This is a genomic window from Klebsiella sp. 1SOBk5mer (assembly GCF_046603115.1).
GTDB lineage: Bacteria > Pseudomonadota > Gammaproteobacteria > Enterobacterales > Enterobacteriaceae > Klebsiella > Klebsiella quasipneumoniae.
The window spans coordinates 240,967-266,378 of record NZ_JBKIUU010000005.1 but is presented as its reverse complement, the minus strand read 5'-3'; the positions used below and the strand labels follow the sequence as shown (position 1 = coordinate 266,378).

Genomic DNA, 25,412 nt, shown 5'->3' with positions numbered 1-25,412 from the left:
ACCTCTTACGCCAGACGCGGGTTAACTTTTTCTGCATCGATGTCGAATTTCGCGATAGCGTCAGCGACCACTTTCTTATCGATTTCACCACGTTTAGCCAGTTCGCCCAACGCTGCAACGACCACATAGGAAGCATCAACTTCGAAGTGGTGACGCAGGTTTTCACGGCTGTCGGAACGACCGAAGCCATCGGTACCCAGTACGCGGTAATCGTCAGCCGGTACGTAGGTACGAACCTGCTCGGCGAACAGTTTCATATAGTCAGTGGATGCCACAGCCGGAGCGTCGTTCATCACCTGAGCGATGTACGGCACGCGCGGGGTTTCCAGCGGGTGCAGCATGTTCCAGCGTTCGCAATCCTGGCCATCACGCGCCAGTTCGGTGAAGGAGGTGACGCTGTACACGTCAGAGCCCACGCCGTAGTCTTTCGCCAGGATCTGCGCTGCTTCACGGACGTGACGCAGGATAGAACCGGAGCCCAGCAGCTGAACTTTACCTTTGCTACCTTCGATGGTTTCGAGTTTGTAGATACCTTTACGGATACCTTCCTCGGCGCCTTCCGGCATCGCCGGCATGTGGTAGTTTTCGTTCAGGGTCGTGATGTAGTAGTAAACGTTCTCTTGTTTCTCACCGTACATACGCTCCAGGCCGTCATGCATGATGACCGCCACTTCGTAGGCGTAGGACGGATCGTAAGAGATACAGTTCGGGATAGTCAGAGACTGAATATGGCTGTGGCCATCTTCGTGCTGCAGACCTTCGCCGTTCAGCGTCGTACGACCGGAAGTACCACCGATCAGGAAGCCGCGAGCCTGCTGGTCGCCTGCCTGCCAGCACAGGTCGCCGATACGCTGGAACCCGAACATCGAGTAGTAGATGTAGAACGGGATCATCGGCAGGTTGTTGGTGCTGTAAGAGGTCGCCGCAGCCAGCCAGGATGCGCCTGCGCCCAGCTCGTTGATCCCTTCCTGCAGGATCTGGCCTTTTTCGTCTTCTTTGTAGTAAGCAACCTGCTCACGGTCCTGCGGGGTGTACTGCTGACCGTTCGGGCTGTAGATACCGATCTGACGGAACAGACCTTCCATACCGAAAGTACGCGCTTCGTCGGCGATGATCGGCACGAGGCGGTCTTTGATGGATTTGTTCTTCAGCATCACGTTCAGGGCACGAACGAACGCGATAGTGGTAGAGATCTCTTTATTCTGCTCTTCCAGCAGCGGACGGAAATCTTCCAGCGTCGGCAGCTCCAGCTTCTCAGTGAAGTTCGGCTGACGGCTCGGCAGATAGCCGTGCAGTTTCTGACGCTGAGCGTGCAGATAGGTGTGCTCTTCGGAACCTTCCGGGAAGGTTACGTACGGCAGTTTTTCCAGATCGGCATCGGCAACCGGCACGTTGAAACGATCGCGGACGTAGCGAACGCCGTCCATGTTCATTTTCTTAACCTGGTGAGCGATGTTCTTACCTTCAGCAGTATCACCCATGCCGTAACCTTTGATGGTATGGGCGAGGATGACGGTCGCTTTGCCTTTGGTTTCCTGCGCTTTCTTCAGTGCAGCGTAAACTTTCTTCGGATCGTGGCCGCCGCGGTTCAGAGCCCAAATCTGCTCGTCAGTCCAGTCGGCAACCAGCGCGGCGGTCTCCGGATATTTACCGAAGAAGTGCTCGCGCACATAAGCGCCGTCTTTGGATTTGAAGGTCTGGTAGTCACCGTCAACGGTTTCTTCCATCAGCTGAATCAGCTTACCGCTGGTGTCTTTACGCAGCAGCTCATCCCAACGACCGCCCCAGATAACCTTGATAACGTTCCAGCCAGCGCCCGCGAAGATGCCTTCCAGTTCGTTAATGATTTTGCCGTTACCGGTGACCGGGCCATCAAGACGCTGCAGGTTACAGTTGATAACGAAGACCAGGTTGTCCAGCTTCTCACGGGTCGCGATGGTGATCGCGCCTTTAGATTCCGGCTCGTCCATCTCACCGTCGCCCAGGAACGCGTAAACGGTTTGTTTGGAGGTGTCTTTCAGACCACGGTGTTCCAGATATTTCAGGAATTTAGCCTGATAAATCGCCCCGATTGGGCCCAGGCCCATAGAAACGGTCGGGAACTGCCAGAATTCCGGCATCAGTTTCGGGTGCGGATAAGAGGACAGACCTTTACCGTGAACTTCCTGACGGAAGTTGTTCATCTGCTCTTCAGTCAGACGACCTTCCAGGAAAGCACGCGCATAAACGCCCGGAGAGATGTGACCCTGGAAGTACACCAGGTCGCCGCCATCCTGCTCATTGCGTGCGCGGAAGAAGTGGTTGAAGCACACTTCGTAGAAGGTTGCGGAAGACTGGAAAGAAGCCATGTGGCCGCCCAGTTCGAGATCTTTTTTCGATGCGCGCAGAACGGTCATGATGGCGTTCCAGCGGATCGCAGAACGGATACGACGTTCCAGATCCAGATTACCCGGATATTCCGGTTCATCTTCAACGGCAATAGTGTTTACGTAACCGCCGGTCGATGCGCCAGCAGCCACTTTCACCCCGCCTTTGCGGGCTTCAGAAAGGAGTTGGTCAATAAGATACTGAGCGCGCTCAACACCTTCTTCACGGATGACCGATTCGATCGCCTGTAGCCAGTCGCGAGTTTCGATCGGATCCACGTCATTTGGTAAACGTTCTGACATGGGGGGTATTCCTTATCTATCTAATCGTTGATTAATCTGGAACCTGTCCCATTGAACTCTTCGTTCTTCACCTTTGAACAACCAAAAATTCAATAAGACAGGTTCTGCGTTTAGTTGCCGCGCTCTAAAAATGGCGCTTAAGAACCGGAGTTCTCGTCCTTTCGTTGCTGTAAACGACGCAGCGAGCGTTCTCTACGACTCTGCTCACGGCTACGGTCCAGCAAAATTTCCTCAATGAACGCCAGGTGACGGTGCGACGCCTCACGCGCCTGCTCCGGCTCCCCGGCCATTATCGCCTCGAAAATGCGAGTGCGATGGTTGCTGACCAACGGGAGCATTTCCCGGCGGGCATACAGCAATTCAAAGTTCTGACGCACGTTTTGCGCCAGCATCGGCTCCATACACCTTAGCAGATGGAGCAAAACCACATTGTGTGCCGCCTCGGTGACGGCGATTTGATACTGGACGACGGCGCCGGACTCGGCGTCCAGATCGCCCGACTGCTGAGCCCGCTCAATAGCCTGATGTAGCTCGCGGATACGGTCGCGATCTTCATCATTGCTGCGCAGCGCCGCGTAATAAGCCGCAATGCCTTCCAGCGCGTGACGGGTCTCAAGCAGATCGAATTGGGATTCAGGGTGATCGGACAGCAGCTCGACCAGCGGATCGCTGAAGCTCTGCCACAGGCGGCTCTGTACAAACGTTCCACCTCCCTGACGACGAAGCAACAGGCCCTTGGCTTCGAGGCGTTGAATCGCCTCACGCAGCGAGGGGCGGGAAACGTCGAACTGTTTGGCCAGTTCGCGTTCAGGCGGGAGTTTTTCACCGGGGCGCAAGGTCCCCTCAAGGATCAGAAACTCCAGCTGCTGCTCTATCACATCGGATAATTTTGGTTGGCGGATTTTGCTGTAGGCCATATTCCCTGTCTCTGCCATTAGCCCGGAGTCAATTGGTCTTACCAATTTAAAGTTCGTAGCGCTAAAGTAACAAAGTATTCACCTTCTGTCCATACAGGTTTTGATTGAAATCAGTAAACCACGGACATTTTAACAACCTTACAGAAATAACATTTCAGAAATGTAACCTTGCACAAATGTTACGTTTACTCATAAAGAGGTAGCATTAACTTAATGGAAACGAAAAATTACGCTATCTGAACCGATTCAACGACCAGATAAGTGAATATAAAGGCAGTTAATACGAATAAATAACCAAATGAGAACAATGCGTCGAAATAATACTGAATGTGTCTATTGATGTCTTTTTAAACACATGGCCATCATCCCTTCATAAAGCAGGTGCATTCAAACGCGCTTACCACTATTCTCCCTGAGACGAAAGGCCTTTTTCTGAATTACTGCACCGCCTTCCGTAAACAAAACAATACAGAAACGGAAGTCGAAAAATACACAAACACAACAATATGTGCGCGCCATCACTCAGGTAAAAAGTGGGCCACTTCGCCCAAATTTTCGCTGGCTATGCTTTCTGGCAGGGACAGCAGTGAAGCAGCAACCTGACGGATGACGTACACAAAAAATAACCACACACGAGGTTTCATATGGAAGGTCAACAGCACGGCGATCGGCTGAAGCGCGGCCTCAAAAACCGCCATATCCAGCTCATCGCGCTGGGCGGGGCTATCGGCACCGGCCTGTTTCTGGGGAGCGCGTCCGTCATTCAGTCCGCCGGCCCGGGTATCATTCTTGGTTACGCGATTGCCGGTTTTATCGCCTTTCTGATCATGCGTCAGCTGGGCGAAATGGTGGTGGAAGAGCCGGTAGCCGGTTCGTTTAGCCACTTTGCTTATAAATACTGGGGCGGCTTTGCCGGCTTCGCCTCCGGCTGGAACTACTGGGTGCTGTATGTCCTGGTAGCCATGGCGGAACTGACCGCCGTCGGCAAATATATCCAGTTCTGGTGGCCGGAAATCCCGACCTGGGCCTCAGCGGCGGTTTTCTTCATCGCCATCAACGCCATTAACCTGACCAACGTGAAAGTGTTCGGTGAAATGGAGTTCTGGTTTGCCATTATCAAAGTGGTCGCCGTCGTGGCGATGATTTTGTTCGGCGGCTGGCTGCTGTTCAGCGGCAACGGCGGCCCGCAGGCGACGGTACGTAACCTGTGGGATCAAGGCGGGTTCCTGCCGCACGGCTTTACCGGGCTGGTGATGATGATGGCGATCATTATGTTCTCCTTCGGCGGTCTCGAGCTGGTGGGTATCACCGCGGCGGAAGCGGATAACCCGGAGCAAAGCATTCCGAAAGCCACCAACCAGGTTATCTACCGTATTCTGATCTTCTATGTTGGTTCGCTGGCGGTCCTGCTCTCGCTGCTGCCGTGGACGCGCGTGACCGCGGACACCAGCCCGTTCGTCCTGATTTTCCATGAGCTTGGCGATACGCTGGTGGCAAACGCCCTCAACGTGGTGGTGCTGACGGCGGCCCTGTCGGTGTATAACAGCTGCGTCTACTGCAACAGCCGTATGCTGTTCGGCCTTGCCCAGCAGGGGAACGCGCCGAAAGCGCTGCTCAGCGTCGACAAACGCGGCGTGCCGGTCAATACCATTCTCGTCTCCGCCGTGGTCACCGCCCTGTGTGTGCTGATCAACTACCTGGCGCCGGAATCCGCATTTGGCCTGCTGATGGCGCTGGTGGTCTCCGCCCTGGTGATCAACTGGGCGATGATCAGCCTCGCGCATATCAAATTCCGTCGCGCCAAACAGCAGCAGGGCGTCACCACCCGCTTCCCCGCCCTCTTCTACCCGCTGGGTAACTGGGTGTGCCTGCTGTTTATGGCCGCGGTGCTGATCATTATGCTGATGACCCCGGGGATGGCGATTTCCGTTTGGCTGATCCCGGTATGGATCGCAGTGCTGGGCGTGGGTTATCTGTTTAAACAGAAAGCCGCCGCCACCGTAAAAGCACAATAATACATCTCATCAATAATTCTCTTTGCTCTGCGCCCTCCCTTAATAACGGGCGCAGAGCATTGTTATCTGCTTCACACTTTCCCTTCCATAGCTTATTTATCCATATCGTCAACGCGTTCCTGCAACGTAATTCTCTCGATAGCAGCCAATAATTCTCTCCATACTGCAACGGAGAGACCGCACATGGCAGACAATAGACTTTCAATAAAAGAAAAGATTGGTTATGGGATGGGGGATGCCGGATGCAATATCATCTTTGGCGCCATCATGCTGTTTGTTAACTATTTTTATACCGATATCTTCGGCCTGGCGCCGGCGCTGGTGGGCGTACTGCTGCTGTCGGTGCGCGTCATCGATGCGGTGACCGACCCGATCATGGGCGCCCTCGCCGACCGCACCCGCAGTAAATATGGCCGCTTTCGTCCATGGCTGCTGTGGATTGCCTTCCCCTACGCCCTGTTCAGCGTGCTGATGTTCACCACTCCTGAGTGGACCTATAACAGCAAAGTCATCTATGCGTTTGTCACCTACTTTCTGCTGTCGATTACCTATACCGCGATTAATATACCCTACTGCTCACTGGGAACGGTGATGACCGCCGACCCGAAAGAGCGTGTTGCCTGCCAGTCCTATCGTTTCGTGATGGTGGGTATCGCCACGCTGCTGCTGTCATTGACGCTGCTGCCCATGGCCGACTGGTTCGGCGGCGCCGATAAAGCGAAAGGCTATCAGATGGCAATGACCGTGCTGGCCTTTATCGGCATGTGTATGTTCCTGTTCTGCTTCGCCACCGTGCGCGAACGCATCCACCCGGCAGTGCAGACCAATGATGAACTGAAAAAAGATCTCAAAGACGTGTGGAAAAATGACCAGTGGGTACGCATCCTGCTGCTCACGCTATGCAACGTCTGTCCGGGCTTTATCCGCATGGCCGCCACCATGTACTACGTTACCTGGGTGATGGGGCAAAGCACCCATTTTGCCACGCTGTTTATCAGCCTCGGCGTGGTCGGGATGATGATTGGCAGCATGCTGGCAAAAGTCCTCACCGACCGCTGGTGCAAACTGCAGGTCTTCTTCTGGACCAACATCGTGCTGGCGATCTTCTCCTGCGCCTTCTATTTCTTTAATCCGCACGCCACCACGCTGATTATGGTGCTCTACTTCCTGCTCAATATCCTGCATCAGATCCCCTCCCCGCTGCACTGGTCGCTGATGTCCGATGTTGACGACTACGGCGAGTGGAAAACCGGCAAGCGCATCACCGGTATTAGCTTCTCCGGCAACCTGTTTTTCCTTAAAGTCGGCCTGGCGGTCGCCGGGGCGATGGTCGGATTCCTGCTGTCATGGTACGGCTACGACGCCGGCGCCAAAGCGCAAAGCGCCTCGGCCCTCAACGGCATCGTGCTGCTGTTCTCGGTCATCCCCGGCGTCGGCTACCTGATCACCGCCGGCGTGGTGCGCCTGCTTAAAGTTGACCGCACCCTGATGCGCCAGATTCAGAGCGATTTAGAGAAGCGCCGCAGCAACTACAGCGAGCTGAATGAATACCAGGAACTGAAAACCAGTGAACACGTAAGGAAAGCCTGATGAACAACTGGCCAAACCCCTTTATTGAGCAACGCGCAGATCCCTTTATTCTGCGCCACCTGAATCATTACTACTTTATTGCCTCAGTGCCGGAATACGACCGGCTGGAGATCCGGCGCGCGGCAACCCTTGAGGGGTTGAGCGATGCTGAGCCGGTAGTGGTGTGGCGCGCACCGCAAAGCGGGCCGATGAGCCAGCTGATTTGGGCGCCGGAGCTACATGAGATAGACGGTAAGTGGTATATCTATTTTGCCGCCACCCATACCCACGATCTGGATGCGCTGGGCATGTTCCAGCATCGCATGTTCGTTATCGAGTGCGCCGACAGCGATCCGCTGACCGGCCGCTGGCAGGAAAAAGGCCAGGTGGTGACGCCTTTCGATACCTTCGCCCTCGATGCCACCACCTTTATCCATCAGGGCAAACGCTGGTACCTATGGGCGCAAAAATCTCCGCATATCGAGGGCAACTCAAACCTGTATCTCGCTGAAATGGCCAACCCGTGGACGCTAAAAGGCGAGCCGGTCATGCTGAGCAAGCCGGAGTTCGACTGGGAGTGCCGGGGATTTAAGGTCAATGAAGGACCCGCGGTGCTGGTGCATGGCGATAAGCTTTTCATCAGCTATTCCGCCAGCGCCACCGATGAAAACTACTGCATGGGATTGCTCTGGATCGACCGGGAGGCCGATCCGCTGCAGCCGGAAAACTGGCATAAAGCCCCGCAGCCAGTGTTCCGGACCAGCTATGAAAACCGCCAGTATGGCCCGGGCCATAACAGTTTTACCCAAACGCCGGCGGGGGAAGATGTGCTGGTATATCACGCGCGGAATTACACCGAGATTGAAGGCGACCCGCTGTATGATCCCAATCGTCATACGCGGCTAAAACTTGTCTCCTGGAGAGAGGACGGCATGCCCGACTTCGGCGTCCCGCCGGCGGATACGCTGTAGCGGTTCGGTATGCTGCCCGCAGGCGCGGGTTCTCCAGGCCGGGTCAGGCGAAGCCGCCCCCCGGCAACATGACAAGCGCGGCGTCAGATATAGCGCCCGGCGGCGCTATTGCTTGCCGGCCTGCGTGGTGTGAGCCCCAGGCCGGATAAGCACAGCGCCATCCGGCAATCAAAGCCCCGCAGGTGGGGTATCCTGACAGATAAAGTACGGGCGCAGGCCGTTACACCAGGGTGCCGTAAATCGTCAGCAGCGCCATGATCACCACCACCACCAGCGAGGTTTTCTTGGCCATCGACACCGCGGCCTTTGGGGTCGCCACTTTATCCACGTGCGGTTCACGGGCCAGGGAATACTGCGCCAGGCGGGTCAATACCTGATACTGCGACGAATGGCGGTCGCCTAACGATGCAAACCACGCCGGAAGCGCTTTCTCTCCATGCCCCACCAGGGCATAGACAACCCCCACCAGACGCACCGGCAGCCAGTCGACAATATGCAGGATACCATCGATTCCAGACTGCAAACGATGATGCGGCGTCTGGTAGCGCGCCAGCCACGTCTGCCAGGCACGCAGAACGCAATAAGCGATAAGCGTCAGCGGCCCCCATGCCCCACCCACCACAAACCAAAAGAGTGGCGCCAGGTAGTAACGATAGTTAATCCATAACAGCGCATTTTGCAGTTCGCTAAGGTACTCGCGCTCATCACAGCCCGGCGGGACGCCATGGATCAACGTCAGCTCGCTGGCCATCGCATCGCAGGCGCGGCTGTCATTGCGCGACGCCGCTTTCAGATAGGCATGATAGTGCAGCCGAACCTTGCCGGCGCCGATGCACAGCAGACCCAGCAAGATCCAGAACACCAGCAGCGGTACGTTGAACAGCTGCCCCTGCAGCAAGCGCTGAATGAGGTAGACCACCGCGACGGCGACCAGGGTCATCAGCAGCGTTCCCGGCAACGAGAAATGTTTTATCCGGCGGAACACCACCTCCAGCCGATGATCAAGCTGCCAGTGTTCGCCCAGTTTAAACAGGCGTTCAGCGATAAGCACCAGCAGCGTAGTAAACAGCGTCATGAGGTCTCCTTTTCTGACGGCGCGCTGAGCAGCGCACGAAATTTTTTCCAGTCAAAGGCCGGTCCCGGGTCTGTCTTGCGCACGGGCGCGATATCGCTATGTCCCGTGATGTTTGTGGCGATGGCAGGATAAATAGTGATAAGCAGATCCGTCACCGCCGCCAGCTGCTGGTACTGCGCATCGGTATACGCCAGGGTATCCGTGCCTTCCAGCTCTATGCCGATGGAAAAGTCATTGCAGCGTTCGCGCCCCTGATAGCAGGAGACCCCCGCATGCCACGCACGCTTATCGAAAGGCACATACTGCACGATTTCACCATCACGCCGAATCAGACAATGCGCCGAAACGCGCAGATGAGCGATCTCGGCAAAGAAAGGATGCGCGTGCGGATCCAGGGTGCCGGTGAACAGCGCGTCAATCCATGGACCACCAAATTCACCTGGTGGCAGGCTAATGTTATGCACCACCAGTAAGGAAGGGGCTTCTTCATCCGGACGGCAGTCATGGTGCGGCGAGGGAACCCGACGCGCGCCGACCAGCCATCCCTCGTTCAACTGCATGCGGGATCTCCTTTCGCGAACTCATGCTTCCGGGCCACACGCCGGCCCAAAGGATGAAGTGTGTATGGTACTGAAACGTCGTTCAGGTTAGCATGTTTCCCACTTCTGAATCTTATCTATCTGGAGCTTTATCATGTCGCCTCGTCGTTACAACCCCGACCGCCGCCGTGACGTGCTGCTGGAACGAATTAATCTCGATATTACCGATGCTGTCGCACACTCCCTGCGGGAAGATTTGGGCGGCGAAGTCGACGCCAGCAACGATATTAGCGCACAATTATTGCCGCAGGATGCACGCTCCCATGCGGTGGTCATTACCCGCGAAGATGGCGTCTTCTGTGGTAAACGCTGGGTGGAAGAAGTCTTCATTCAGCTCGCCGGTGACGACGTGACTATCACCTGGCACGTCGCCGATGGCGACGCGGTCAAAGCCGATCAACCCCTGTTCGAGCTGGAAGGCCCATCGCGCATTCTGCTCACTGGCGAACGTACGGCGCTGAACTTTGTGCAAACCCTCTCCGGCGTCGCCAGCGTCGTCCGCCGCTATGTCGACCTGCTGGCCGGCACCAAAACCCAACTTCTGGATACGCGTAAAACGCTGCCAGGGCTGCGTACCGCGCTGAAATACGCGGTTCTCTGCGGAGGCGGCGCCAACCACCGTCTGGGGCTGTTCGACGCTTTCCTGATTAAAGAAAACCACATCATCGCCTCCGGCTCGATCCGTCAGGCGGTGGAGAAGGCTTTCTGGCTGCATCCTGATGTGCCGGTGGAAGTGGAAGTGGAAACGCTGGATGAGCTGGAGCAGGCGTTAAAAGCCGGGGCCGATATCATTATGCTCGATAACTTCACCACCGACCTGATGCGCGAGGCGGTGAAAATCACCGCTGGCCAGGCGGCGCTGGAGGTCTCCGGCAACGTCACCTTTGACACCATCCGCGAATTTGCCGAGACCGGGGTCGACTATATTTCCGTCGGGGCCCTGACCAAACATGTGCAGGCGCTCGACCTGTCGATGCGTTTCCGCTGAGGATTTGGCCTTCACGCTTCCGGGCGTGAAGGCCTGAATTTGCGACCCGACTCGCAGTCGCTCTTGCTCGCCATGCAATACCGGTAAAAACCCTGGAACCCGGTTTCCCGGATCGTTTTCGTCTCCTCGCCTGCCCCCCAGAATCCCGTCACAGTGCTCCTGTCACAACAAGGAGCGACTTATGGATAAACAACGAGGTTTTACCCTGATTGAACTGATGGTGGTCATCGGCATCATCGCCATTCTCAGCGCCATCGGCATCCCGGCCTACCAGAACTACCTGCGTAAAGCCGCCCTCACCGACCTGCTGCAGACCTTTGTCCCCTACCGGACGGCAATCGAACTTTGCGCGCTCGATCATGGCGGCCTGACGACATGCGACGGCGGCAGCAATGGCATCCCCTCGCCAACAACCACGCGCTACCTCTCCGCCATGAGCGTGGCCAAAGGCGTCGTTACCCTCACCGGCCAGGAAAGTCTCAACGGACTGGGCGTCACCCTGACCCCGACCTGGGATAACGCCGAAGGCGTTACCGGCTGGCAGCGGGTCTGCACTATCACCGACAACAGCGCACTTCAGCAGGCCTGCGAAGACGTCTTCCGGGTGAAGTGAGGGCGACAACATGAAAACAGAACAGCTGATCCCTCTCTGTCGTCGCCATCACGCCCTGCTGCTGCACAGCGATGAGCAGACGATATCCATTGCGGTGGTCGATACCCCACCGACGGAGCTAATGGAGGCACTGCGTTTCGCGACGCAAAAACGGATCGATATTGAATGCTGGAGCCAGGAGCAGATGGATAAGCGCCTGCAAGTCCAGGAAAAGCAGGCGCTGCTGGCGCAAAATGCAGGGCCGGAAAACATCGCCGAGCGGGTCAACCAGATCCTCGAGCAGGCCCTGCGTCAGCGGGCGTCCGATATTCATATCGAGCCCACGGAAGCGCACTTAAGGATCCGCCTGCGTGTCGATGGCGTGCTACACGCGCTGCCGCTGCTGGCGCCCGAGCTGGCCGCGCCGGTTATCGCACGTCTCAAGGTGATGGCCAATCTCGATATCGCCGAGCATCGTTTGCCGCAGGATGGCCAGTTCGCGCTGAACCTCGCCGGACGGCCGCTCTCCTTTCGCATCGCCACCCTGCCCTGCCGCTATGGCGAGAAAATTGTCCTGCGCCTTCTGCATCAGGTTGACCAGGCGCTGGATCTGGAGGCTCTCGGCCTCTCATCCTCTCAGCTGGCGGCCTTTCGCCAGGCCCTGAATCAGCCGCAGGGGCTGCTGCTGGTCACTGGCCCAACCGGAAGCGGGAAAACGGTGACCCTCTACAGCGCCCTGCAGGCCCGAAACCGGGAGCAAGTGAACATCTGTAGCGTCGAGGATCCTCTGGAGATCCCTATCGCCGGGATGAACCAGACGCAAATCAATCCGCGCGCCGGGCTGACCTTTCACAGCGTGCTGCGCGCCCTGTTACGCCAGGACCCGGATATTGTGATGGTGGGTGAAATCCGCGATGCCGAAACCGCTGAAATCGCGCTGAAAGCCGCTCAAACGGGCCATCTGGTGCTCTCTACCCTGCACACCAATTCCACCAGCGAAACCCTCACTCGCCTGCAGCAAATGGGCATCGCCCGCTGGATGATCTCTTCTGCGCTCTCGCTGGTTATCGCCCAGCGTCTGGTCCGCAAGCTGTGCCCCCACTGCCGGCGCAATGCCGGCAGCGCCGCAGACCTGCCGCACAGTCTGTGGCCCCGCCCGCTGCCGCGCTGGCAGGCAGCAGGCTGCGAAAACTGTTATCACGGGTATCATGGCCGTCTGGCGCTGTTTGAGGTCTTGCCTGTCACCCCGGGGCTACGTCAGGGGATAGTCCAGGGACTCAACGCCCTTGAGATCGAATCTCTGGCGCGAGCCGCGGGCATGATGACGCTTTTTGAAAGCGGATGTCAGGCTATCGAACAGGGGTTGACGAGCCTCGAAGAGGTGGTGCGGGTGCTGGGGATCCCCCATGGCGACTAAGCGTCTCTGGCGCTGGCGAGGCGTCGATGCACAAGGCGCTCCTTGTCAGGGGATGCTATGGCAAGCCAGTCGTCCGGAGGTGCTGCATCACCTCCAGCAGCAGCGCATCATGCCGCTGGCTATACGCCGCTGTTCGGTGAAGCAAAGCCTGTGGCGCCCGCGCTACAGCAGCGAAACCATCCGCCAGTTGGCAACCCTGCTGCAGGCCGGGCTACCGCTGGCGGAAGGGTTATCGCTGTTGGCGCAGCAGCAACCGCATGCGCAGTGGCAGGCGCTGCTTGAGGCGCTGGGCCGCGAACTGGCCCAGGGCGTAGCCTTCTCTGCCGCACTGGCGCAGTGGCCGCAGGCTTTTCCGCCACTGTATATGGCGATGATTAGCACCGGCGAACTGACGGGCAAGCTCGATATTTGCTGCCAGCAGCTGGCCAACCAGCAGCAGGAGCAGCAGCGGCTTGCCGGCAAGGTCAAAAAGGCGCTGCGCTACCCGCTAATCGTGCTCACTCTGGCGCTGCTGGTGGTGCTTGGAATGCTCTATTTTGTCCTTCCCGAATTCACCGCCATCTACCAGACGTTCAATACGCCGCTGCCGTTGTTGACGCGAATGGTTATTGCGGCAGGCGACATGCTGAGCCGCGGCTGGCCGTTGCTGTTGGCCTTTCTGCTGAGCCCGCTGCTGCTCAACCAGCTGGTCCGGCAGCGCGCCGACTGGCTGCTGCGTCGCCAGCAGCTGCTTAACGCGCTCCCTCTCGTCGGCCCCCTGATCGGCGGCCAACAGCTGAGCCTGATATTCACCGTTCTGGCGTTAACCCAAAGCGCCGGTATCAGCTTTCTGCAGGGGCTGCAAAGCGTTGAAGAGACCCTGTCGTGCCCGCTGTGGCGCCAGCGCCTGGCGCAGGCCCGCGCGCTGATCGTTCAGGGGGATCCGATCTGGCAGGCGTTAAGCCGCTGCGGCGGTTTTACACCGCTGTGTCTGCAGCTCATCCGTACGGGGGAAAGCGCGGGGGCGCTGGATCAGATGCTGGAAAACCTGGCGCATCATCATCGTGAGCAGACCCATCAGCGAGCCGACAGTCTGGCTGCGCATCTGGAACCCCTGATGCTGGTAATAACCGGCTCGCTGGTTGGGATCCTGGTGGTGGCGATGTATTTGCCCGTTTTTCACCTGGGCGATGCCATTGGCGGGGCGGGAGGATGAGAAACGCTGGCACCGCGCAGGCGCCAGCGCAGCCGGTTACAGGCTGTTGAATACCCGGTTCTCTTGTTCCTGAACGCGGATAAAGGTGGTGCGTTTGGTCAGCTCTTTCAGTCGCGAGGCGCCAACGTAGGTGCAGGCTGAACGCAGGCCGCCGAGAATGTCGCGCGCGGTATTGTCCACCGGGCCACGCAGCGGCAGCTTCACGGTTTTCCCTTCCGCCGCGCGGTATTTCGCGACACCGCCCACATGGCGGGTCATCGCCGACTCGGAGCTCATACCGTAAAACAGCATGAATTTTTCACCGTTCTCTTCAACCACAGTACCGCCGCTCTCTTCGTGGCCCGCCAGCATACCGCCGAGCATCACGAAATCAGCGCCGCCGCCGAAGGCTTTCGCCACATCGCCCGGCATGGTGCAACCGCCATCGCTGATGATCTGGCCGCCAAGGCCGTGTGCAGCATCAGCACACTCGATCACGGCGGAGAGCTGCGGGTAGCCGACCCCGGTTTTGACACGGGTGGTGCAAACGGACCCCGGGCCAATGCCAACTTTGACGATATCGGCGCCGGAAAGGATCAGCTCTTCGCACATTTCACCGGTGACCACGTTCCCGGCGATAATGGTTTTTTGCGGCCAGGCTTCGCGCGCCTTCGCCACAAACTGAACGAAGTGTTCAGAGTAGCCATTGGCGACGTCAATGCACACAAAATTCAACTGTGGGTTCTCAGAGAGGATCTGTTGCGTTTTATCGAAATCCGCGTCGGAAGTACCGGTGGAAACCATCACATGCTTGAGAACGTCTGCGGATACGCTCTGGACAAACACCTGCCATTCTTCTGCGGTGTAGTGCTTGTGTACTGCGGTCAGAATGCCAAAAGTGGCCAGCGCTTTCGCCATGCTGAAGGTGCCGACGGTATCCATGTTTGCCGCAATAATCGGCACGCCGGACCAGGTCAGGCCTGAATGTTTAAAGGTGAATTCACGTTCCAGCTCAACATCAGAACGGCTTTTGAGGGTAGAGCGTTTCGGGCGGATAAGAACGTCTTTGAAACCAAGCTTCAGATCTTCTTCAATACGCATGTGCGAATTCCTGGGGTTAATGGCATTAATGTAAGAGCACAACTCCAGTGACGTTATCATACGCACGAATCAGGCCCGCGCAAGACTGCGATTTTCACTTTTTTTACGCTACAATCGTATAAATTTACCTGGTGAATGGAGAAAAAAACGCTTATGTCTCCACCCGCCAGTGCATTATTTTTAACCATTTGATTTGCTTGATTAAAATAAACAGAATAGCGGACGGCGCTCCCGGTTGGCACGGGGCCATCACGACAAGATCGCTGTCGCCTCTCCGGCATACTGCCCGTCCTCGCTGTCTGAATACCAAAAAATACGAGCAATCCGTTTCAGGGTCAGAAGATATGGGGTACACAGTCGCGTTAACAGGCGGGATTGGCAGCGGTAAAAGTACGGTTGCCGACGCCTTCGCGCAGCTCGGGATTAACGTTATCGATGCCGATGTTATCGCCCGCCAGGTGGTCGAACCCGGCACCCCGGCGCTCCAGGCCATTGCCGGCCACTTCGGGCCACAGATGATCGCTCCCGACGGCACGCTAAACCGCCGTCTGCTGCGGGAAAAAATTTTCGCTCAGGTGGAGGAAAAAGCCTGGCTCAACGCGCTGTTGCATCCGCTAATTCAGCAGGAAACGCGCCGCCAGATGCAGGCCGCCACCTCCCCTTATCTCCTCTGGGTCGTACCTTTGCTGGTCGAAAACCGCCTGTCCAGCCAGGCCGATCGCGTCCTGGTCGTCGATGTGCCAAAAGAGACGCAAATCGAACGCACCATGCTGCGCGATAAGGTCAGCCGCGAACATGCTGAACATATTCTTGCCGCCCAGGCCACGCGCGAGCAGCGCCTGGCCGTAGCGGACGATGTTATTGAAAACACTGGCACGCCGGATGCAGTGGCATCGGATGTTGCCCGCCTGCACGAAAAGTATTTAACGCTGGCATCGCAGGCCGCCTCACAGGAAAACTCGTAATGCATACCCCCGTTCTGTTTGAACATCCTCTTAATGAGAAAATGCGCACCTGGCTGCGCATCGAATTTCTGATCCAGCAGATGGCTTTCCATCCGATGATTGCCAGCCATGCCGATGCGCTCCATTTTTTCCGTAACGCCGGCGATCTGCTGGATGTCCTGGAGCGCGGCGAGGTGCGTACCGATCTGGTCAAAGAGCTGGAGCGCCAGCAGCGTAAGCTCCAGTCCTGGGCAGAAGTGCCGGGAGTCGATCAGGAGCGCATTAACGCGCTGCGCCAGCAGCTCAAGCAGTCTTCCAGCACCCTGATGGCCGCGCCGCGCATTGGTCAGTTTCTGCGTGAAGATCGCCTGATTGCGCTAGTGCGTCAGCGTCTGAGTATCCCTGGAGGCTGCTGCAGCTTCGATTTACCGACCCTGCATATCTGGCTCCATATGCCGCAGGCGCATCGTGACGAGCAGGTGGCCAGCTGGCTTGCCAGCCTCGATCCTTTGGTCCAGTCCCTGAGCCTGATCCTCGATCTGATCCGTAACTCCGGGCAGTTTCGCAAACAGACCAGCCTCAATGGCTTTTATCAGGATAATGGCGAAGATGCCGATCTGCTGCGCCTGCGTCTCGATCTGGCCCACCAGCTTTATCCGCAGATCTCCGGCCATAAGAGCCGTTTCGCCATCCGCTTCCTGCCGCTGGACAGTGAGTATGGGATCGTGCCGGAGCGCTTTGATTTTGAACTGGCCTGCTGTTAAGGAGATAACATGTCAGAAGAGACTATCGTCAATTGTCCGACCTGCGGCAAAAATGTGGTATGGGGCGAACAAAGCCCCTATCGTCCGTTCTGCAGCAAGCGCTGCCAGCTGATCGATTTGGGAGAATGGGCAGCAGAGGAGAAGCGCATCCCCAGCGCGGGCGATCTCTCCGATAGCGATGACTGGAGCGAGCAGCAGCCCTGATTTGACGGCACGCTAACCCAACGCCTGTTGGGTTAGTCTCCCGACCCGGGGCTCAGCCCTGGGCGATAAGTTTGCGGATAACCGGTTCATTCGCCGGGGGAAACGCCGCCGGATCCAGCGCCTGCCGCGCCATCCACTGTCCCGGCTGCCCCTCTTTGCCCCAGGGCTCGCCTTCCCAGCTTTCCACGAGGAAAAACCACAGCGTAATGTGGCGATCGGGGAACTGATACTCCAGCTTATCAAATAGTGAAAACGTGGTGACCGTAATCCCCACCTCTTCCTGTAGCTCGCGGATCAACGCCTGCTCTGGCGTTTCAGCAGATTCAATCTTCCCGCCCGGGAACTCCAGTTTATTCGCCATATGGGCATCGGCGGCGCGCTGGGTAATAAAGATGTCGCCTTCTGGATTGCGAATTATCCCTACGGCGATTTGCAGTTTTTTCATTGAAGCAGCTCCATAAAAAAGGCGCAGAACTCTGCGCCTTTGTTTTTTTATCAGCCCTTAGCTCAGACGGCCATGGCACTGTTTGTATTTTTTACCGGAGCCGCACGGGCAGGGATCGTTACGCCCCACTTTACGTTCGCCGGTTTGCGCCGCCAGATCCTGTGCAGCGGCTTCATCATCGCTCTGATGGCTGAGCTGCTGCATCTGCGCCAGGCGCTCGGCCTCTTCACGACGCTGCTGCTCCATCGCCTCGACTTCTTCCGGCATCCGCACCTGCACTTTGCTCAGGGTGCTGATCACTTCATACTTCAGTGACTCCAGCATCGCGGCAAACATAGAGAACGATTCGCGCTTGTACTCCTGCTTCGGATCTTTCTGCGCATAGCCGCGCAGGTGGATACCCTGGCGCAGGTAGTCCATCGCCGCCAGGTGTTCTTTCCACAGCGAATCCAGGGTCTGCAGCATCACGCCTTTCTCGAAGTGGCGCATCATTTCGGCGCCAACCACTTCTTCTTTACGCTGGTAGGTTTCTACCGCGCTCTGCAGAATACGTTCGCGCAGGGTCTCTTCATGCAGCTCCGGCTCTTTATCCAGCCACTCTTTGATTGGCAGGTCGAGGTCGAAGTCGTTTTTCAGACGCTCCTGCAGGCCTTCGATATCCCACATTTCCTCCAGCGACTGCGGCGGAATATGGGCATCGATAGTCGCCTTAAACACGTCTTCGCGAATGCTGTTGATGGTTTCGCTGACGTCAGACACGTCCAGCAGTTCGTTACGCTGGGTGTAAATTGCCCGGCGCTGGTCGTTGGCCACATCATCATATTCCAGCAGCTGCTTACGAATATCGAAGTTACGGCTCTCGACTTTACGCTGTGCGTTAGCGATAGCCTTGGTGACCCACGGGTGCTCAATGGCTTCGCCGGGTTTCATCCCCAGTTTACGCATCATGCCGGATACGCGATCGGAGGCGAAGATACGCATCAGGGCATCTTCCATCGACAGGTAGAAGCGGGAAGAACCGGCATCCCCCTGACGACCGGCACGGCCGCGCAGCTGGTTATCGATACGGCGTGATTCATGACGCTCGGTACCGATGATGTGCAGGCCGCCTGCGGCCAGTACCGCATCGTGGCGCACCTGCCAGTCGGCTTTGATTTGTTCAATCTGCTCAGGCGTTGGGTTTTCCAGCGCCGCGACTTCCGCCTGCCAGCTACCGCCGAGCATAATATCGGTACCACGGCCCGCCATGTTGGTAGCGATGGTCACCGCGGAAGGATAGCCTGCCTGGGCGACGATGTCCGCTTCGCTGGCGTGGAACTTGGCGTTCAGAACGTTGTGCTTAATGCCGGCTTTGGTTAGCTCACGGGAAACCACTTCCGATTTCTCGATCGAGATTGTCCCCACCAACACCGGCTGACCGGCTGCGGTACGGGTTTTAATATCTTCGATAATCGCCTGAATTTTTTCCGCTTCGGTCATATAGACCAGATCCGCCATGTCTTTACGGATCATCGGACGGTTGGTCGGGACGACCACGGTATCCAGCTTGTAGATGGAGCTGAATTCAAAGGCTTCAGTATCAGCGGTACCGGTCATCCCCGCCAGTTTCTCATACAGACGGAAATAGTTCTGGAAGGTGATAGAGGCCAGGGTCTGGTTCTCGTTCTGGATCTCCACGCCCTCTTTGGCCTCAACGGCCTGGTGCAGGCCATCGGACCAGCGGCGGCCCTGCATCGTACGGCCAGTGTGCTCATCAACGATGATAACTTCACCATCTTTAACGATGTAGTCAACGTCGCGGGTGAACAGCGCATGGGCGCGCAGCGCGGCGGTAACGTGGTGCATCAGCATAATGTTGGTCGGGGAGTACAGGGACTCACCTTCATCCATAATGCCTTCCTGTACCAGCAGCTCTTCAATCAGCACCAGACCGCGTTCGGTCAGGTTAACCTGACGCGCTTTTTCATCCACCGAGAAGTGGCCTTCGCCGGTGAAGGTGTCCGAATCCTCTTTTTCCTGACGGATCAGGTGTGGAATGATCTTGTTGACCTTGCGGTACATTTCAGAGCTGTCTTCCGCCGGGCCGGAAATGATCAGCGGGGTACGCGCCTCATCGATCAGGATGGAGTCCACCTCATCCACCAGCGCATAGTGCAGTTTACGCTGAACGCGCTCTTCCGGGCTGAAGGCCATGTTGTCGCGCAGGTAATCGAAGCCGTATTCGTTGTTGGTGCCATAGGTGATATCGGCAGCGTAGGCTTCACGCTTCGCCGGCGCCGGCAGGCCGGACATGTTGATGCCAACGGTCATGCCGAGGAATTCGAACAGCGGGCGGTTATTTTCGGCGTCACGCTGGGCCAGATAATCGTTGACGGTCACCACGTGAACGCCTTTGCCGGTCAGCGCGTTGAGGTAGGCCGGCAGGGTCGCGGTCAAGGTTTTACCTTCACCGGTACGCATCTCGGCGATGCAGCGATCGTTAAGCACCATACCGCCCAGCAGCTGAACGTCGAAGTGACGCATGCCGAACACGCGCTTACTGGCTTCGCGAACGACGGCGAAAGCTTCAGGGATCAGGTTTTCCAGTACTTCGCCTTTTTCCAGGCGCGCGCGGAATTCAGCGGTTTTCGCTTTCAGCTCGTCATCAGAGAGTTTTTCCATCGCCGGTTCCATACCGTTGATGATATTGACGACTTTGCGCATACGACGCAGCGTACGGTCGTTACGGCTGCCGAAAACCTTGGTTAACATTTTAATAAGCATAATAAAATCTCAAACGCCCCGCGGTGCGGAGTCACAAAAAATAGGATAGTCCGTGGTTATTTTCAGCTGAGACGTTGAGGCCCTGCGCGGATCCCCGCCACCTGGCTTATCCAGGCGCTGACGCGGAAGGCAGAATATGAGGAAGGGATATACGCCGCCTGGCGGAACACCACCGGCGGCGTGCTGTCCTGCGTCAGCAGCGCGCTGAGCGTGTCGAGCAGCGCCAGATGCTGCGCCTGCAGCGGGGACGCTTCTTCCGCCACCGGCAAGGCCTGCGGCGCCATGGCGAAAGAGAGATGACGAATAACGGTGCGAATGGCGTGCTGATGCCAGTAGTCGACGGTAAAGTTTGGCCGGCGATTCGTCTCCAGCAGCGCCAGCTGGGAGAAATTAACTTTGCTCGGATTATGGTTGCTGGCGGTCGCCTTCGCTGGCGTCGCGGTCTCATGGCCGTTGCTTAACGCAGGCAGGCCGAGGCTGGCCGCGACCATCCCCAACAGGAGATGCGGCCAAAAATACCGTCTGCCAAACTGTCGCCAGCGCGTCAGCAATCCACTCACGTTCATTACCTTTCTTTGGTATACCCGTTGTCGTTCAGGCTGTCTCTTTATTAACGTTTTTCGCAGGACAGCATGATGTCCACGGGGTAAAGCAACCCGGAGAAATAATTTTGCGCTCAAATACTAACATTAATAGCGCGCTGAGGCAGCATGAATGAAGGCTGTTGCCCGGGGAAAACGCTTAATAAAGCAGCGAACGCGCGCTAATTATTACCCAGAAATCGCAGCGAAAAATAACGGGAAGAGGCTATAAAAGAAAAACGACTGGTTCCCTGGTCGGAGAGAGTACCAGGTTACCAGTCGAATTTACTGAATGGTCAGGCTTACGCCAAAACCATCGACGGTGCGCGGAACGCCATTGGCAGTTTTGCGTCGTCTTCGAAGGTCACATACTCCCAGGCTTCCTGTTTTGCCAGAACAGCCTGCAGCAGTTTGTTATTCAACGCGTGACCCGATTTGTACGCCGTGAATGCGCCGATAATGTTGTGACCACACATAAACAGGTCACCGATCGCATCCAGCATTTTGTGGCGAACAAATTCGTCTTCAAAGCGCAGACCGTCTTCGTTCAGTACGCGATAATCGTCAACAACGATGGCACAATCGAAGCTGCCGCCCAGGCACAGGCCGCGGGACTGCAGATATTCGATATCGCGCATGAAACCGAAGGTACGCGCACGACTAATCTGACGCATGAACGCATCGGCCGAGAAGTTCAGCGTATAGCGCTGGGTGCTGGCATCAATCGCCGGATGGTTAAAATCGATGGTGAAGTCCAGCGAAAAACCATTGTACGGTTTGAATTCAGCCCATTTGTCGCCATCTTCGACGCGAACCGTCTCTTTGATACGTACAAATTTCTTGGCGCAGTTCAGTTCATCGATGCCGGCGTCCAGCAACAAATAAACGAACGGAGCCGCACTGCCGTCCATAATCGGGATTTCCGGTGCATCGACTTCAACAATAATGTTGTCGATACCCAGGCCAGCCAATGCGGCGTTCAGGTGTTCAACCGTAGAAATCCGCACGTCATGCTCATTAACCAGGCAAGTACAGAGCATGGTATCACGCACAGATTTGGCATCAGCCGGAAAATCTACCGGTGGATTCAAGTCGGTGCGACGATAGATGACCCCGGTATTTGCCGGCGCAGGGCGTAACGTCAGTGTGACTTTCTTGCCGGTATGCAAACCGACACCAGTCGCCTGAACGATACGTTTAAGAGTCCTTTGTTTGATCATCGTATAATCTCGCCAATTTACCTATCCAACCGAAGTGTACACCACTATCGGGAGGCCAGTTTAGCACAAAGAGCGCAGATGCCCAACTTCCAGTCGATTCTTAATCGGCTTGCTTACGCAGGAAGGCTGGGATATCCAGATAATCCGGCTCTTTCGCGGTTTGCGGCGTATTGTCGTTCACCACTTTTGCCGCCGGCTTCTGCTCTTGCGTCAGCGGGGACATACCGTGCTGCTGGTAGCGATCCATCACCGGCTGCTGAACCTGTTTGTTGGTCACCAGGGTAATTTCCGGACGCTTGTCCATGCCGATACCGGTCGCCACTACGGTGACGCGCAGTTCGTCGTTCATATCCGGGTCCAGAGAGGTACCGATAACCACGGTGGCGTTATCCGAAGCAAATGCGCGGATGGTGTTACCCACGGTTTCGAACTCATCCAGACGCAGGTCGAAGCCCGCTGTGATGTTAACCAGCACGCCGCGCGCGCCGGACAGGTCGATATCTTCCAGCAGCGGAGAAGAGATAGCCATTTCAGCCGCTTCTTCCGCACGGTCTTCACCGCTCGCCACGCCGGAGCCCATCATCGCGTAGCCCATTTCTGACATCACGGTACGGACGTCCGCGAAGTCGACGTTCATCAGGCCCGGACGGGTGATCAGTTCGGCGATACCCTGCACCGCGCCTTTGAGGACGTCGTTTGCCGCGCCGAACGCGTCAAGCAGAGAAATGCCGCGGCCAAGTACTTTCAGCAGCTTGTCGTTCGGGATGGTGATCAGTGAGTCAACGTGCTTGGACAGCTCGGTGATCCCCTGCTCAGCAAACGCCATGCGCTTCTTGCCTTCAAAATTAAACGGCTTAGTGACCACCGCAACGGTGAGGATCCCCAGATCCTTAGCCACTTCGGCAACAACAGGCGCCGCGCCGGTACCGGTACCGCCGCCCATGCCTGCCGCGATGAACACCATGTCTGCGCCATCAAGGGCCGCGCGCAGCGCTTCACGGTCTTCGTCCGCCGCATTACGGCCGACTTCCGGGTTCGCGCCAGCGCCCAGACCTTTAGTAATACCGCTACCGATCTGGATAGTCTGGCCAACAGCCGTTTTACGCAGCGCCTGCGCATCGGTGTTCACCGCGAAGAATTCAACACCCTCAATGCGCTCGCGCACCATGTGTTCAACGGCATTACCGCCGCCGCCACCGACGCCGATGACTTTAATCACCGCGTCGTTGGTCAGTTCCATAGGTTCAAACATAGTTTCTCTCCGTTTTGTGCCTGTCGCCTGAGAACGCTAATTGTCTGCGTTCTCTTAAAAAATTAAAACTCTTTTCGCAGCCAGCTGTTGAGTCGCTTAATCCACGAGCCCACCGACGCCGTCACGCGTTTTTCGACTTCCGCTTCACCACTCAGATGTGACTCTTTTCCGTAGTGCAGCAGCCCCACCGCCGTCGAATAATACGGCTCCTGGGCATAGTCCGTTAAACCGGTGATGTTCAGCGGCGCGCCAATGCGCACCTGAGTATGGAACACGCGCTGCGCACAGGCCGCCAGACCTTCAATTTGCGCCGCGCCGCCGGTTAACACAATCCCCGCCGCCAGATGGTGTTTAACCCCCTGCTGGCGGAGCTGTTCCTGCAGCTGCAGGATCTCTTCATTGACCAGATTAAGCAGTTCGGTATAGCGCGGTTCAATCACCTCAGCCAGCGTCTGACGCTGCAGGCTACGCGGCGGCCGTCCGCCTACGCTCGGTACTTCGACGTTTTCGTCTTTACCGACGATGGAACCCAGCGCGCAACCGTGACGAACCTTAATGGCTTCGGCGTCGCTCGGCGGCGTACCGAAGGCATAGGCGATATCGCTGGTCACCACGTTGCCCGCGTACGGGATCACTTTGGTGTGACGCAGCGCGCCGCCGGTATAGACGGCGATATCCATTGTACCACCGCCAATATCCACCACGCAGACGCCCAGCTCACGTTCGTCTTCTGTTAATACGGAATAACTGGCCGCTAAACCGGCGAAAATAAGTTGGTCAACTTTCAGACCACAACGTTCCACCGCTTTAACAATGTTTTTCGCCATATCGTTATGGCAGGTAATCAGATGTACCTTCGCCTGCATACGCACGCCGGACAGTCCTACCGGGTTTTTTATCCCTTCCTGGTAGTCAATGGCGTATTCCTGCGGAATCACGTGCAGGACGCGGTGCTCATCGCGTACGCGAACCGACTTCGCGGTATGGACCACGTTCTCGACGTCGTCCAGCGTCACTTCTTCTTCCGAAATCGGTACCATCCCGATTTCATTCTGACAGCTTATATGTTTACCCGAAAGAGCCAAATAAACTGATGAAATCTGGCAATCCGCCATCAGTTCGGCCTGGTCGATGGCGCGCTGTACGCATTTCACCACCGACTCGAGGTCGTTCACACCGCCTTTATCCATACCACGCGATGGGCAACTGCCCACGCCGATGATATTAATCATGCCGTCGGGCAGAACTTCCCCTACTAAAGCGGCCACCTTGGCGGTGCCAATCTCCAGTCCAACTACCAGTTTTCTGTCCGTCGCCTTGATCATTGTTGTTCTGCCTGTGCCTGATTCTGTTGTTGATTAGTTTCCTCTGCGGGAGCAGGTACCCAGCCCACTGCCGCACCCGAGTCATAACGCAAATCAACGTAGCTAATCCGTTTGCCGTCGGTCTGCGCCTGCTGCTGAAGAACCGGGTAGAGTTCCATAAAGCGCTGAAGCCGTTTCATGGTGTCGCCACGGCCAAGGTTGAGCTTAATGTCATTATTAAGCGTCAACTGCCAGGAACGACGGGCGGTCATTGCCGCCACTTTCAACGTGAATTTATCCTTTGCCAGCACCTGCCCCATGTCACGGTACCCTTGCAGCACTTCGTTCTCGCTGCCTTCCGGGCCATATAACATCGGTAAATTCTGTTTGCTGGTGCGATCCGCCGGCACGCTGAAGGCATTTCCTTCTGCATCCACCATATGTTGATCATTCCAGCGTGCAATCGGCACATATTCAACCAGATGAATCTTCAATTCATCGGGCCACTGCTTTCGGACGCTCGCCTGCTTAATCCATGGCAGACGTTCAATCTGACTCTGAATGATGTTCACATCCTGAGTCATAAAGGTGCCCGGCGAACCCAGCGCCAGGATCGCCTGGCGGATGTCATCATTGCGCGTATAGTGACGCTCGCCGGTCACCACCATCTTCGACAGCGGTAAACGCTGCGCGTCTTCCATCCAGCCAAGAACCATCCACCCGCTGACCAGCACGGTAAACAGCACCGCCAGCAGGAAAACGATCCCTGCCAGCCGCGTTCCATTACTCCGACGCGAAGAAGAAACGTCCTCTTCATGGTTCCGCGTATTCAGCGCAGCCTGCGACAT

The 25,412-nt window shown here is 56.7% G+C and carries 22 protein-coding genes; 10 read left to right on the top strand and 12 right to left on the bottom strand.

The window, feature by feature from the left end:
• Positions 1 to 5 precede the first annotated feature (5 nt).
• The gene (aceE, locus tag ACLH1U_RS14085) at positions 6 to 2,669 is read right to left on the bottom strand and encodes a pyruvate dehydrogenase (acetyl-transferring), homodimeric type (RefSeq protein WP_023291996.1); all 2,664 of its coding nucleotides are present in this window, start codon (positions 2,667 to 2,669) and stop codon (positions 6 to 8) included.
• Between the two features lie 137 nt (positions 2,670 to 2,806).
• Positions 2,807 to 3,586 (bottom strand): pyruvate dehydrogenase complex transcriptional repressor PdhR, encoded by a 780-nt coding sequence (gene pdhR / locus ACLH1U_RS14080; protein WP_002888699.1) that lies wholly within the window; start codon positions 3,584 to 3,586, stop codon positions 2,807 to 2,809.
• Positions 3,587 to 4,230: 644 nt separating this feature from the next.
• On the opposite strand from pdhR, the gene aroP reads away from it, so the two are divergent.
• The 3 genes from aroP to ACLH1U_RS14065 all read left to right on the top strand — a co-directional run bounded on the left by aroP (position 4,231) and on the right by ACLH1U_RS14065 (position 8,141).
• Positions 4,231 to 5,601, top strand: a complete 1,371-nt coding sequence (gene aroP, locus ACLH1U_RS14075; RefSeq protein ID WP_023291995.1) for an aromatic amino acid transporter AroP — start codon at positions 4,231 to 4,233, stop codon at positions 5,599 to 5,601.
• 183 nt (positions 5,602 to 5,784) lie between these two features.
• Positions 5,785 to 7,191 carry a glycoside-pentoside-hexuronide (GPH):cation symporter gene (locus ACLH1U_RS14070; RefSeq protein ID WP_017901173.1) on the top strand — a complete coding sequence of 469 codons (1,407 nt, stop codon included), beginning with the start codon at positions 5,785 to 5,787 and terminating at the stop codon, positions 7,189 to 7,191.
• A complete protein-coding gene (locus ACLH1U_RS14065; RefSeq protein ID WP_411299306.1) occupies positions 7,191 to 8,141 on the top strand; it encodes a family 43 glycosylhydrolase in 951 nt (316 codons plus the stop codon). Before ACLH1U_RS14070 ends, ACLH1U_RS14065 begins: the two co-directional genes overlap by 1 nt.
• Positions 8,142 to 8,361: 220 nt before the next feature.
• Here the strand turns inward: ACLH1U_RS14065 and ampE are convergent, their stop codons facing one another.
• Positions 8,362 to 9,216, bottom strand: coding sequence for a beta-lactamase regulator AmpE (ampE, locus tag ACLH1U_RS14060; RefSeq protein ID WP_032453846.1), 855 nt, complete (start codon positions 9,214 to 9,216; stop codon positions 8,362 to 8,364).
• Entirely contained in the window at positions 9,213 to 9,776 is a 564-nt protein-coding gene (gene ampD, locus ACLH1U_RS14055) for a 1,6-anhydro-N-acetylmuramyl-L-alanine amidase AmpD (RefSeq protein WP_023291992.1), read from the bottom strand. Before ampD ends, ampE begins: the two co-directional genes overlap by 4 nt.
• A 133-nt stretch (positions 9,777 to 9,909) precedes the next feature.
• On the opposite strand from ampD, the gene nadC reads away from it, so the two are divergent.
• The 4 genes from nadC to hofC all read left to right on the top strand — a co-directional run bounded on the left by nadC (position 9,910) and on the right by hofC (position 14,007).
• Positions 9,910 to 10,803 carry a carboxylating nicotinate-nucleotide diphosphorylase gene (gene nadC, locus ACLH1U_RS14050; RefSeq protein ID WP_023291991.1) on the top strand — a complete coding sequence of 298 codons (894 nt, stop codon included), beginning with the start codon at positions 9,910 to 9,912 and terminating at the stop codon, positions 10,801 to 10,803.
• Positions 10,804 to 10,984: 181 nt separating this feature from the next.
• Entirely contained in the window at positions 10,985 to 11,416 is a 432-nt protein-coding gene (gene ppdD, locus ACLH1U_RS14045) for a prepilin peptidase-dependent pilin (RefSeq protein WP_004204358.1), read from the top strand.
• Positions 11,417 to 11,426: 10 nt separating this feature from the next.
• Entirely contained in the window at positions 11,427 to 12,812 is a 1,386-nt protein-coding gene (gspE, locus tag ACLH1U_RS14040) for a type II secretion system protein GspE (RefSeq protein ID WP_023291990.1), read from the top strand.
• The gene (gene hofC / locus ACLH1U_RS14035; protein WP_105491204.1) at positions 12,802 to 14,007 is read left to right on the top strand and encodes a protein transport protein HofC; all 1,206 of its coding nucleotides are present in this window, start codon (positions 12,802 to 12,804) and stop codon (positions 14,005 to 14,007) included. The genes gspE and hofC overlap by 11 nt, the downstream gene beginning before the upstream one ends.
• Before the next feature lie 36 nt (positions 14,008 to 14,043).
• On the opposite strand, the gene ACLH1U_RS14030 is transcribed toward hofC, so the two are convergent.
• The gene (locus tag ACLH1U_RS14030) at positions 14,044 to 15,087 is read right to left on the bottom strand and encodes a GMP reductase (RefSeq protein ID WP_121936404.1); all 1,044 of its coding nucleotides are present in this window, start codon (positions 15,085 to 15,087) and stop codon (positions 14,044 to 14,046) included.
• Positions 15,088 to 15,431: 344 nt separating this feature from the next.
• Here ACLH1U_RS14030 and coaE point away from each other — a divergent pair, with 344 nt between their 5' ends.
• The 3 genes from coaE to yacG are packed head-to-tail and all read left to right on the top strand — an operon-like array spanning position 15,432 to position 16,999.
• Positions 15,432 to 16,052, top strand: a complete 621-nt coding sequence (coaE, locus tag ACLH1U_RS14025) for a dephospho-CoA kinase (protein WP_032453842.1) — start codon at positions 15,432 to 15,434, stop codon at positions 16,050 to 16,052.
• Positions 16,052 to 16,795: a cell division protein ZapD gene (gene zapD, locus ACLH1U_RS14020; protein WP_017901182.1), complete on the top strand. Its 744-nt coding sequence runs from the start codon at positions 16,052 to 16,054 to the stop codon at positions 16,793 to 16,795. Before coaE ends, zapD begins: the two co-directional genes overlap by 1 nt.
• Positions 16,796 to 16,804: 9 nt before the next feature.
• Complete coding sequence (gene yacG, locus ACLH1U_RS14015) at positions 16,805 to 16,999, top strand: DNA gyrase inhibitor YacG (protein ID WP_004204348.1); 195 nt, start codon at positions 16,805 to 16,807, stop codon at positions 16,997 to 16,999.
• A 52-nt stretch (positions 17,000 to 17,051) separates the two neighbouring features.
• On the opposite strand, the gene mutT is transcribed toward yacG, so the two are convergent.
• The 7 genes from mutT to ftsQ form a co-directional block, all read right to left on the bottom strand.
• Complete coding sequence (mutT, locus tag ACLH1U_RS14010; protein ID WP_004204347.1) at positions 17,052 to 17,444, bottom strand: 8-oxo-dGTP diphosphatase MutT; 393 nt, start codon at positions 17,442 to 17,444, stop codon at positions 17,052 to 17,054.
• A gap of 57 nt (positions 17,445 to 17,501) precedes the next feature.
• Positions 17,502 to 20,207, bottom strand: a complete 2,706-nt coding sequence (secA, locus tag ACLH1U_RS14005; RefSeq protein WP_023291985.1) for a preprotein translocase subunit SecA — start codon at positions 20,205 to 20,207, stop codon at positions 17,502 to 17,504.
• Positions 20,208 to 20,269: 62 nt separating this feature from the next.
• A complete protein-coding gene (gene secM / locus ACLH1U_RS14000) occupies positions 20,270 to 20,767 on the bottom strand; it encodes a secA translation cis-regulator SecM (protein WP_196531386.1) in 498 nt (165 codons plus the stop codon).
• 323 nt (positions 20,768 to 21,090) lie between these two features.
• Positions 21,091 to 22,008 carry a UDP-3-O-acyl-N-acetylglucosamine deacetylase gene (gene lpxC, locus ACLH1U_RS13995; RefSeq protein ID WP_002888632.1) on the bottom strand — a complete coding sequence of 306 codons (918 nt, stop codon included), beginning with the start codon at positions 22,006 to 22,008 and terminating at the stop codon, positions 21,091 to 21,093.
• Between the two features lie 100 nt (positions 22,009 to 22,108).
• Positions 22,109 to 23,260: a cell division protein FtsZ gene (ftsZ, locus tag ACLH1U_RS13990; protein WP_002888628.1), complete on the bottom strand. Its 1,152-nt coding sequence runs from the start codon at positions 23,258 to 23,260 to the stop codon at positions 22,109 to 22,111.
• A gap of 62 nt (positions 23,261 to 23,322) precedes the next feature.
• The gene (ftsA, locus tag ACLH1U_RS13985; RefSeq protein WP_004204343.1) at positions 23,323 to 24,585 is read right to left on the bottom strand and encodes a cell division protein FtsA; all 1,263 of its coding nucleotides are present in this window, start codon (positions 24,583 to 24,585) and stop codon (positions 23,323 to 23,325) included.
• Entirely contained in the window at positions 24,582 to 25,412 is an 831-nt protein-coding gene (gene ftsQ / locus ACLH1U_RS13980; protein ID WP_004204342.1) for a cell division protein FtsQ, read from the bottom strand. The genes ftsA and ftsQ overlap by 4 nt, the downstream gene beginning before the upstream one ends.

What these genes read in the sequence shown, in the direction of transcription:
- ppdD (WP_004204358.1), top strand. Translation starts at nt 10,985, where the DNA reads ATGGATAAACAACGAGGTTTTACCCTGATTGAACTGATGGTGGTCATC.
- ampE (WP_032453846.1), bottom strand. Translation starts at nt 9,216, where the DNA reads ATGACGCTGTTTACTACGCTGCTGGTGCTTATCGCTGAACGCCTGTTT.
- pdhR (WP_002888699.1), bottom strand. Translation starts at nt 3,586, where the DNA reads ATGGCCTACAGCAAAATCCGCCAACCAAAATTATCCGATGTGATAGAG.
- coaE (WP_032453842.1), top strand. Translation starts at nt 15,432, where the DNA reads ATGGGGTACACAGTCGCGTTAACAGGCGGGATTGGCAGCGGTAAAAGT.
- gspE (WP_023291990.1), top strand. Translation starts at nt 11,427, where the DNA reads ATGAAAACAGAACAGCTGATCCCTCTCTGTCGTCGCCATCACGCCCTG.
- ftsA (WP_004204343.1), bottom strand. Translation starts at nt 24,585, where the DNA reads ATGATCAAGGCGACGGACAGAAAACTGGTAGTTGGACTGGAGATTGGC.
- lpxC (WP_002888632.1), bottom strand. Translation starts at nt 22,008, where the DNA reads ATGATCAAACAAAGGACTCTTAAACGTATCGTTCAGGCGACTGGTGTC.
- ACLH1U_RS14065 (WP_411299306.1), top strand. Translation starts at nt 7,191, where the DNA reads ATGAACAACTGGCCAAACCCCTTTATTGAGCAACGCGCAGATCCCTTT.
- hofC (WP_105491204.1), top strand. Translation starts at nt 12,802, where the DNA reads ATGGCGACTAAGCGTCTCTGGCGCTGGCGAGGCGTCGATGCACAAGGC.
- ACLH1U_RS14070 (WP_017901173.1), top strand. Translation starts at nt 5,785, where the DNA reads ATGGCAGACAATAGACTTTCAATAAAAGAAAAGATTGGTTATGGGATG.
- ACLH1U_RS14030 (WP_121936404.1), bottom strand. Translation starts at nt 15,087, where the DNA reads ATGCGTATTGAAGAAGATCTGAAGCTTGGTTTCAAAGACGTTCTTATC.
- ftsZ (WP_002888628.1), bottom strand. Translation starts at nt 23,260, where the DNA reads ATGTTTGAACCTATGGAACTGACCAACGACGCGGTGATTAAAGTCATC.
- aroP (WP_023291995.1), top strand. Translation starts at nt 4,231, where the DNA reads ATGGAAGGTCAACAGCACGGCGATCGGCTGAAGCGCGGCCTCAAAAAC.
- aceE (WP_023291996.1), bottom strand. Translation starts at nt 2,669, where the DNA reads ATGTCAGAACGTTTACCAAATGACGTGGATCCGATCGAAACTCGCGAC.
- secA (WP_023291985.1), bottom strand. Translation starts at nt 20,207, where the DNA reads ATGCTTATTAAAATGTTAACCAAGGTTTTCGGCAGCCGTAACGACCGT.
- mutT (WP_004204347.1), bottom strand. Translation starts at nt 17,444, where the DNA reads ATGAAAAAACTGCAAATCGCCGTAGGGATAATTCGCAATCCAGAAGGC.
- ftsQ (WP_004204342.1), bottom strand. Translation starts at nt 25,412, where the DNA reads ATGTCGCAGGCTGCGCTGAATACGCGGAACCATGAAGAGGACGTTTCT.
- zapD (WP_017901182.1), top strand. Translation starts at nt 16,052, where the DNA reads ATGCATACCCCCGTTCTGTTTGAACATCCTCTTAATGAGAAAATGCGC.
- nadC (WP_023291991.1), top strand. Translation starts at nt 9,910, where the DNA reads ATGTCGCCTCGTCGTTACAACCCCGACCGCCGCCGTGACGTGCTGCTG.
- yacG (WP_004204348.1), top strand. Translation starts at nt 16,805, where the DNA reads ATGTCAGAAGAGACTATCGTCAATTGTCCGACCTGCGGCAAAAATGTG.
- ampD (WP_023291992.1), bottom strand. Translation starts at nt 9,776, where the DNA reads ATGCAGTTGAACGAGGGATGGCTGGTCGGCGCGCGTCGGGTTCCCTCG.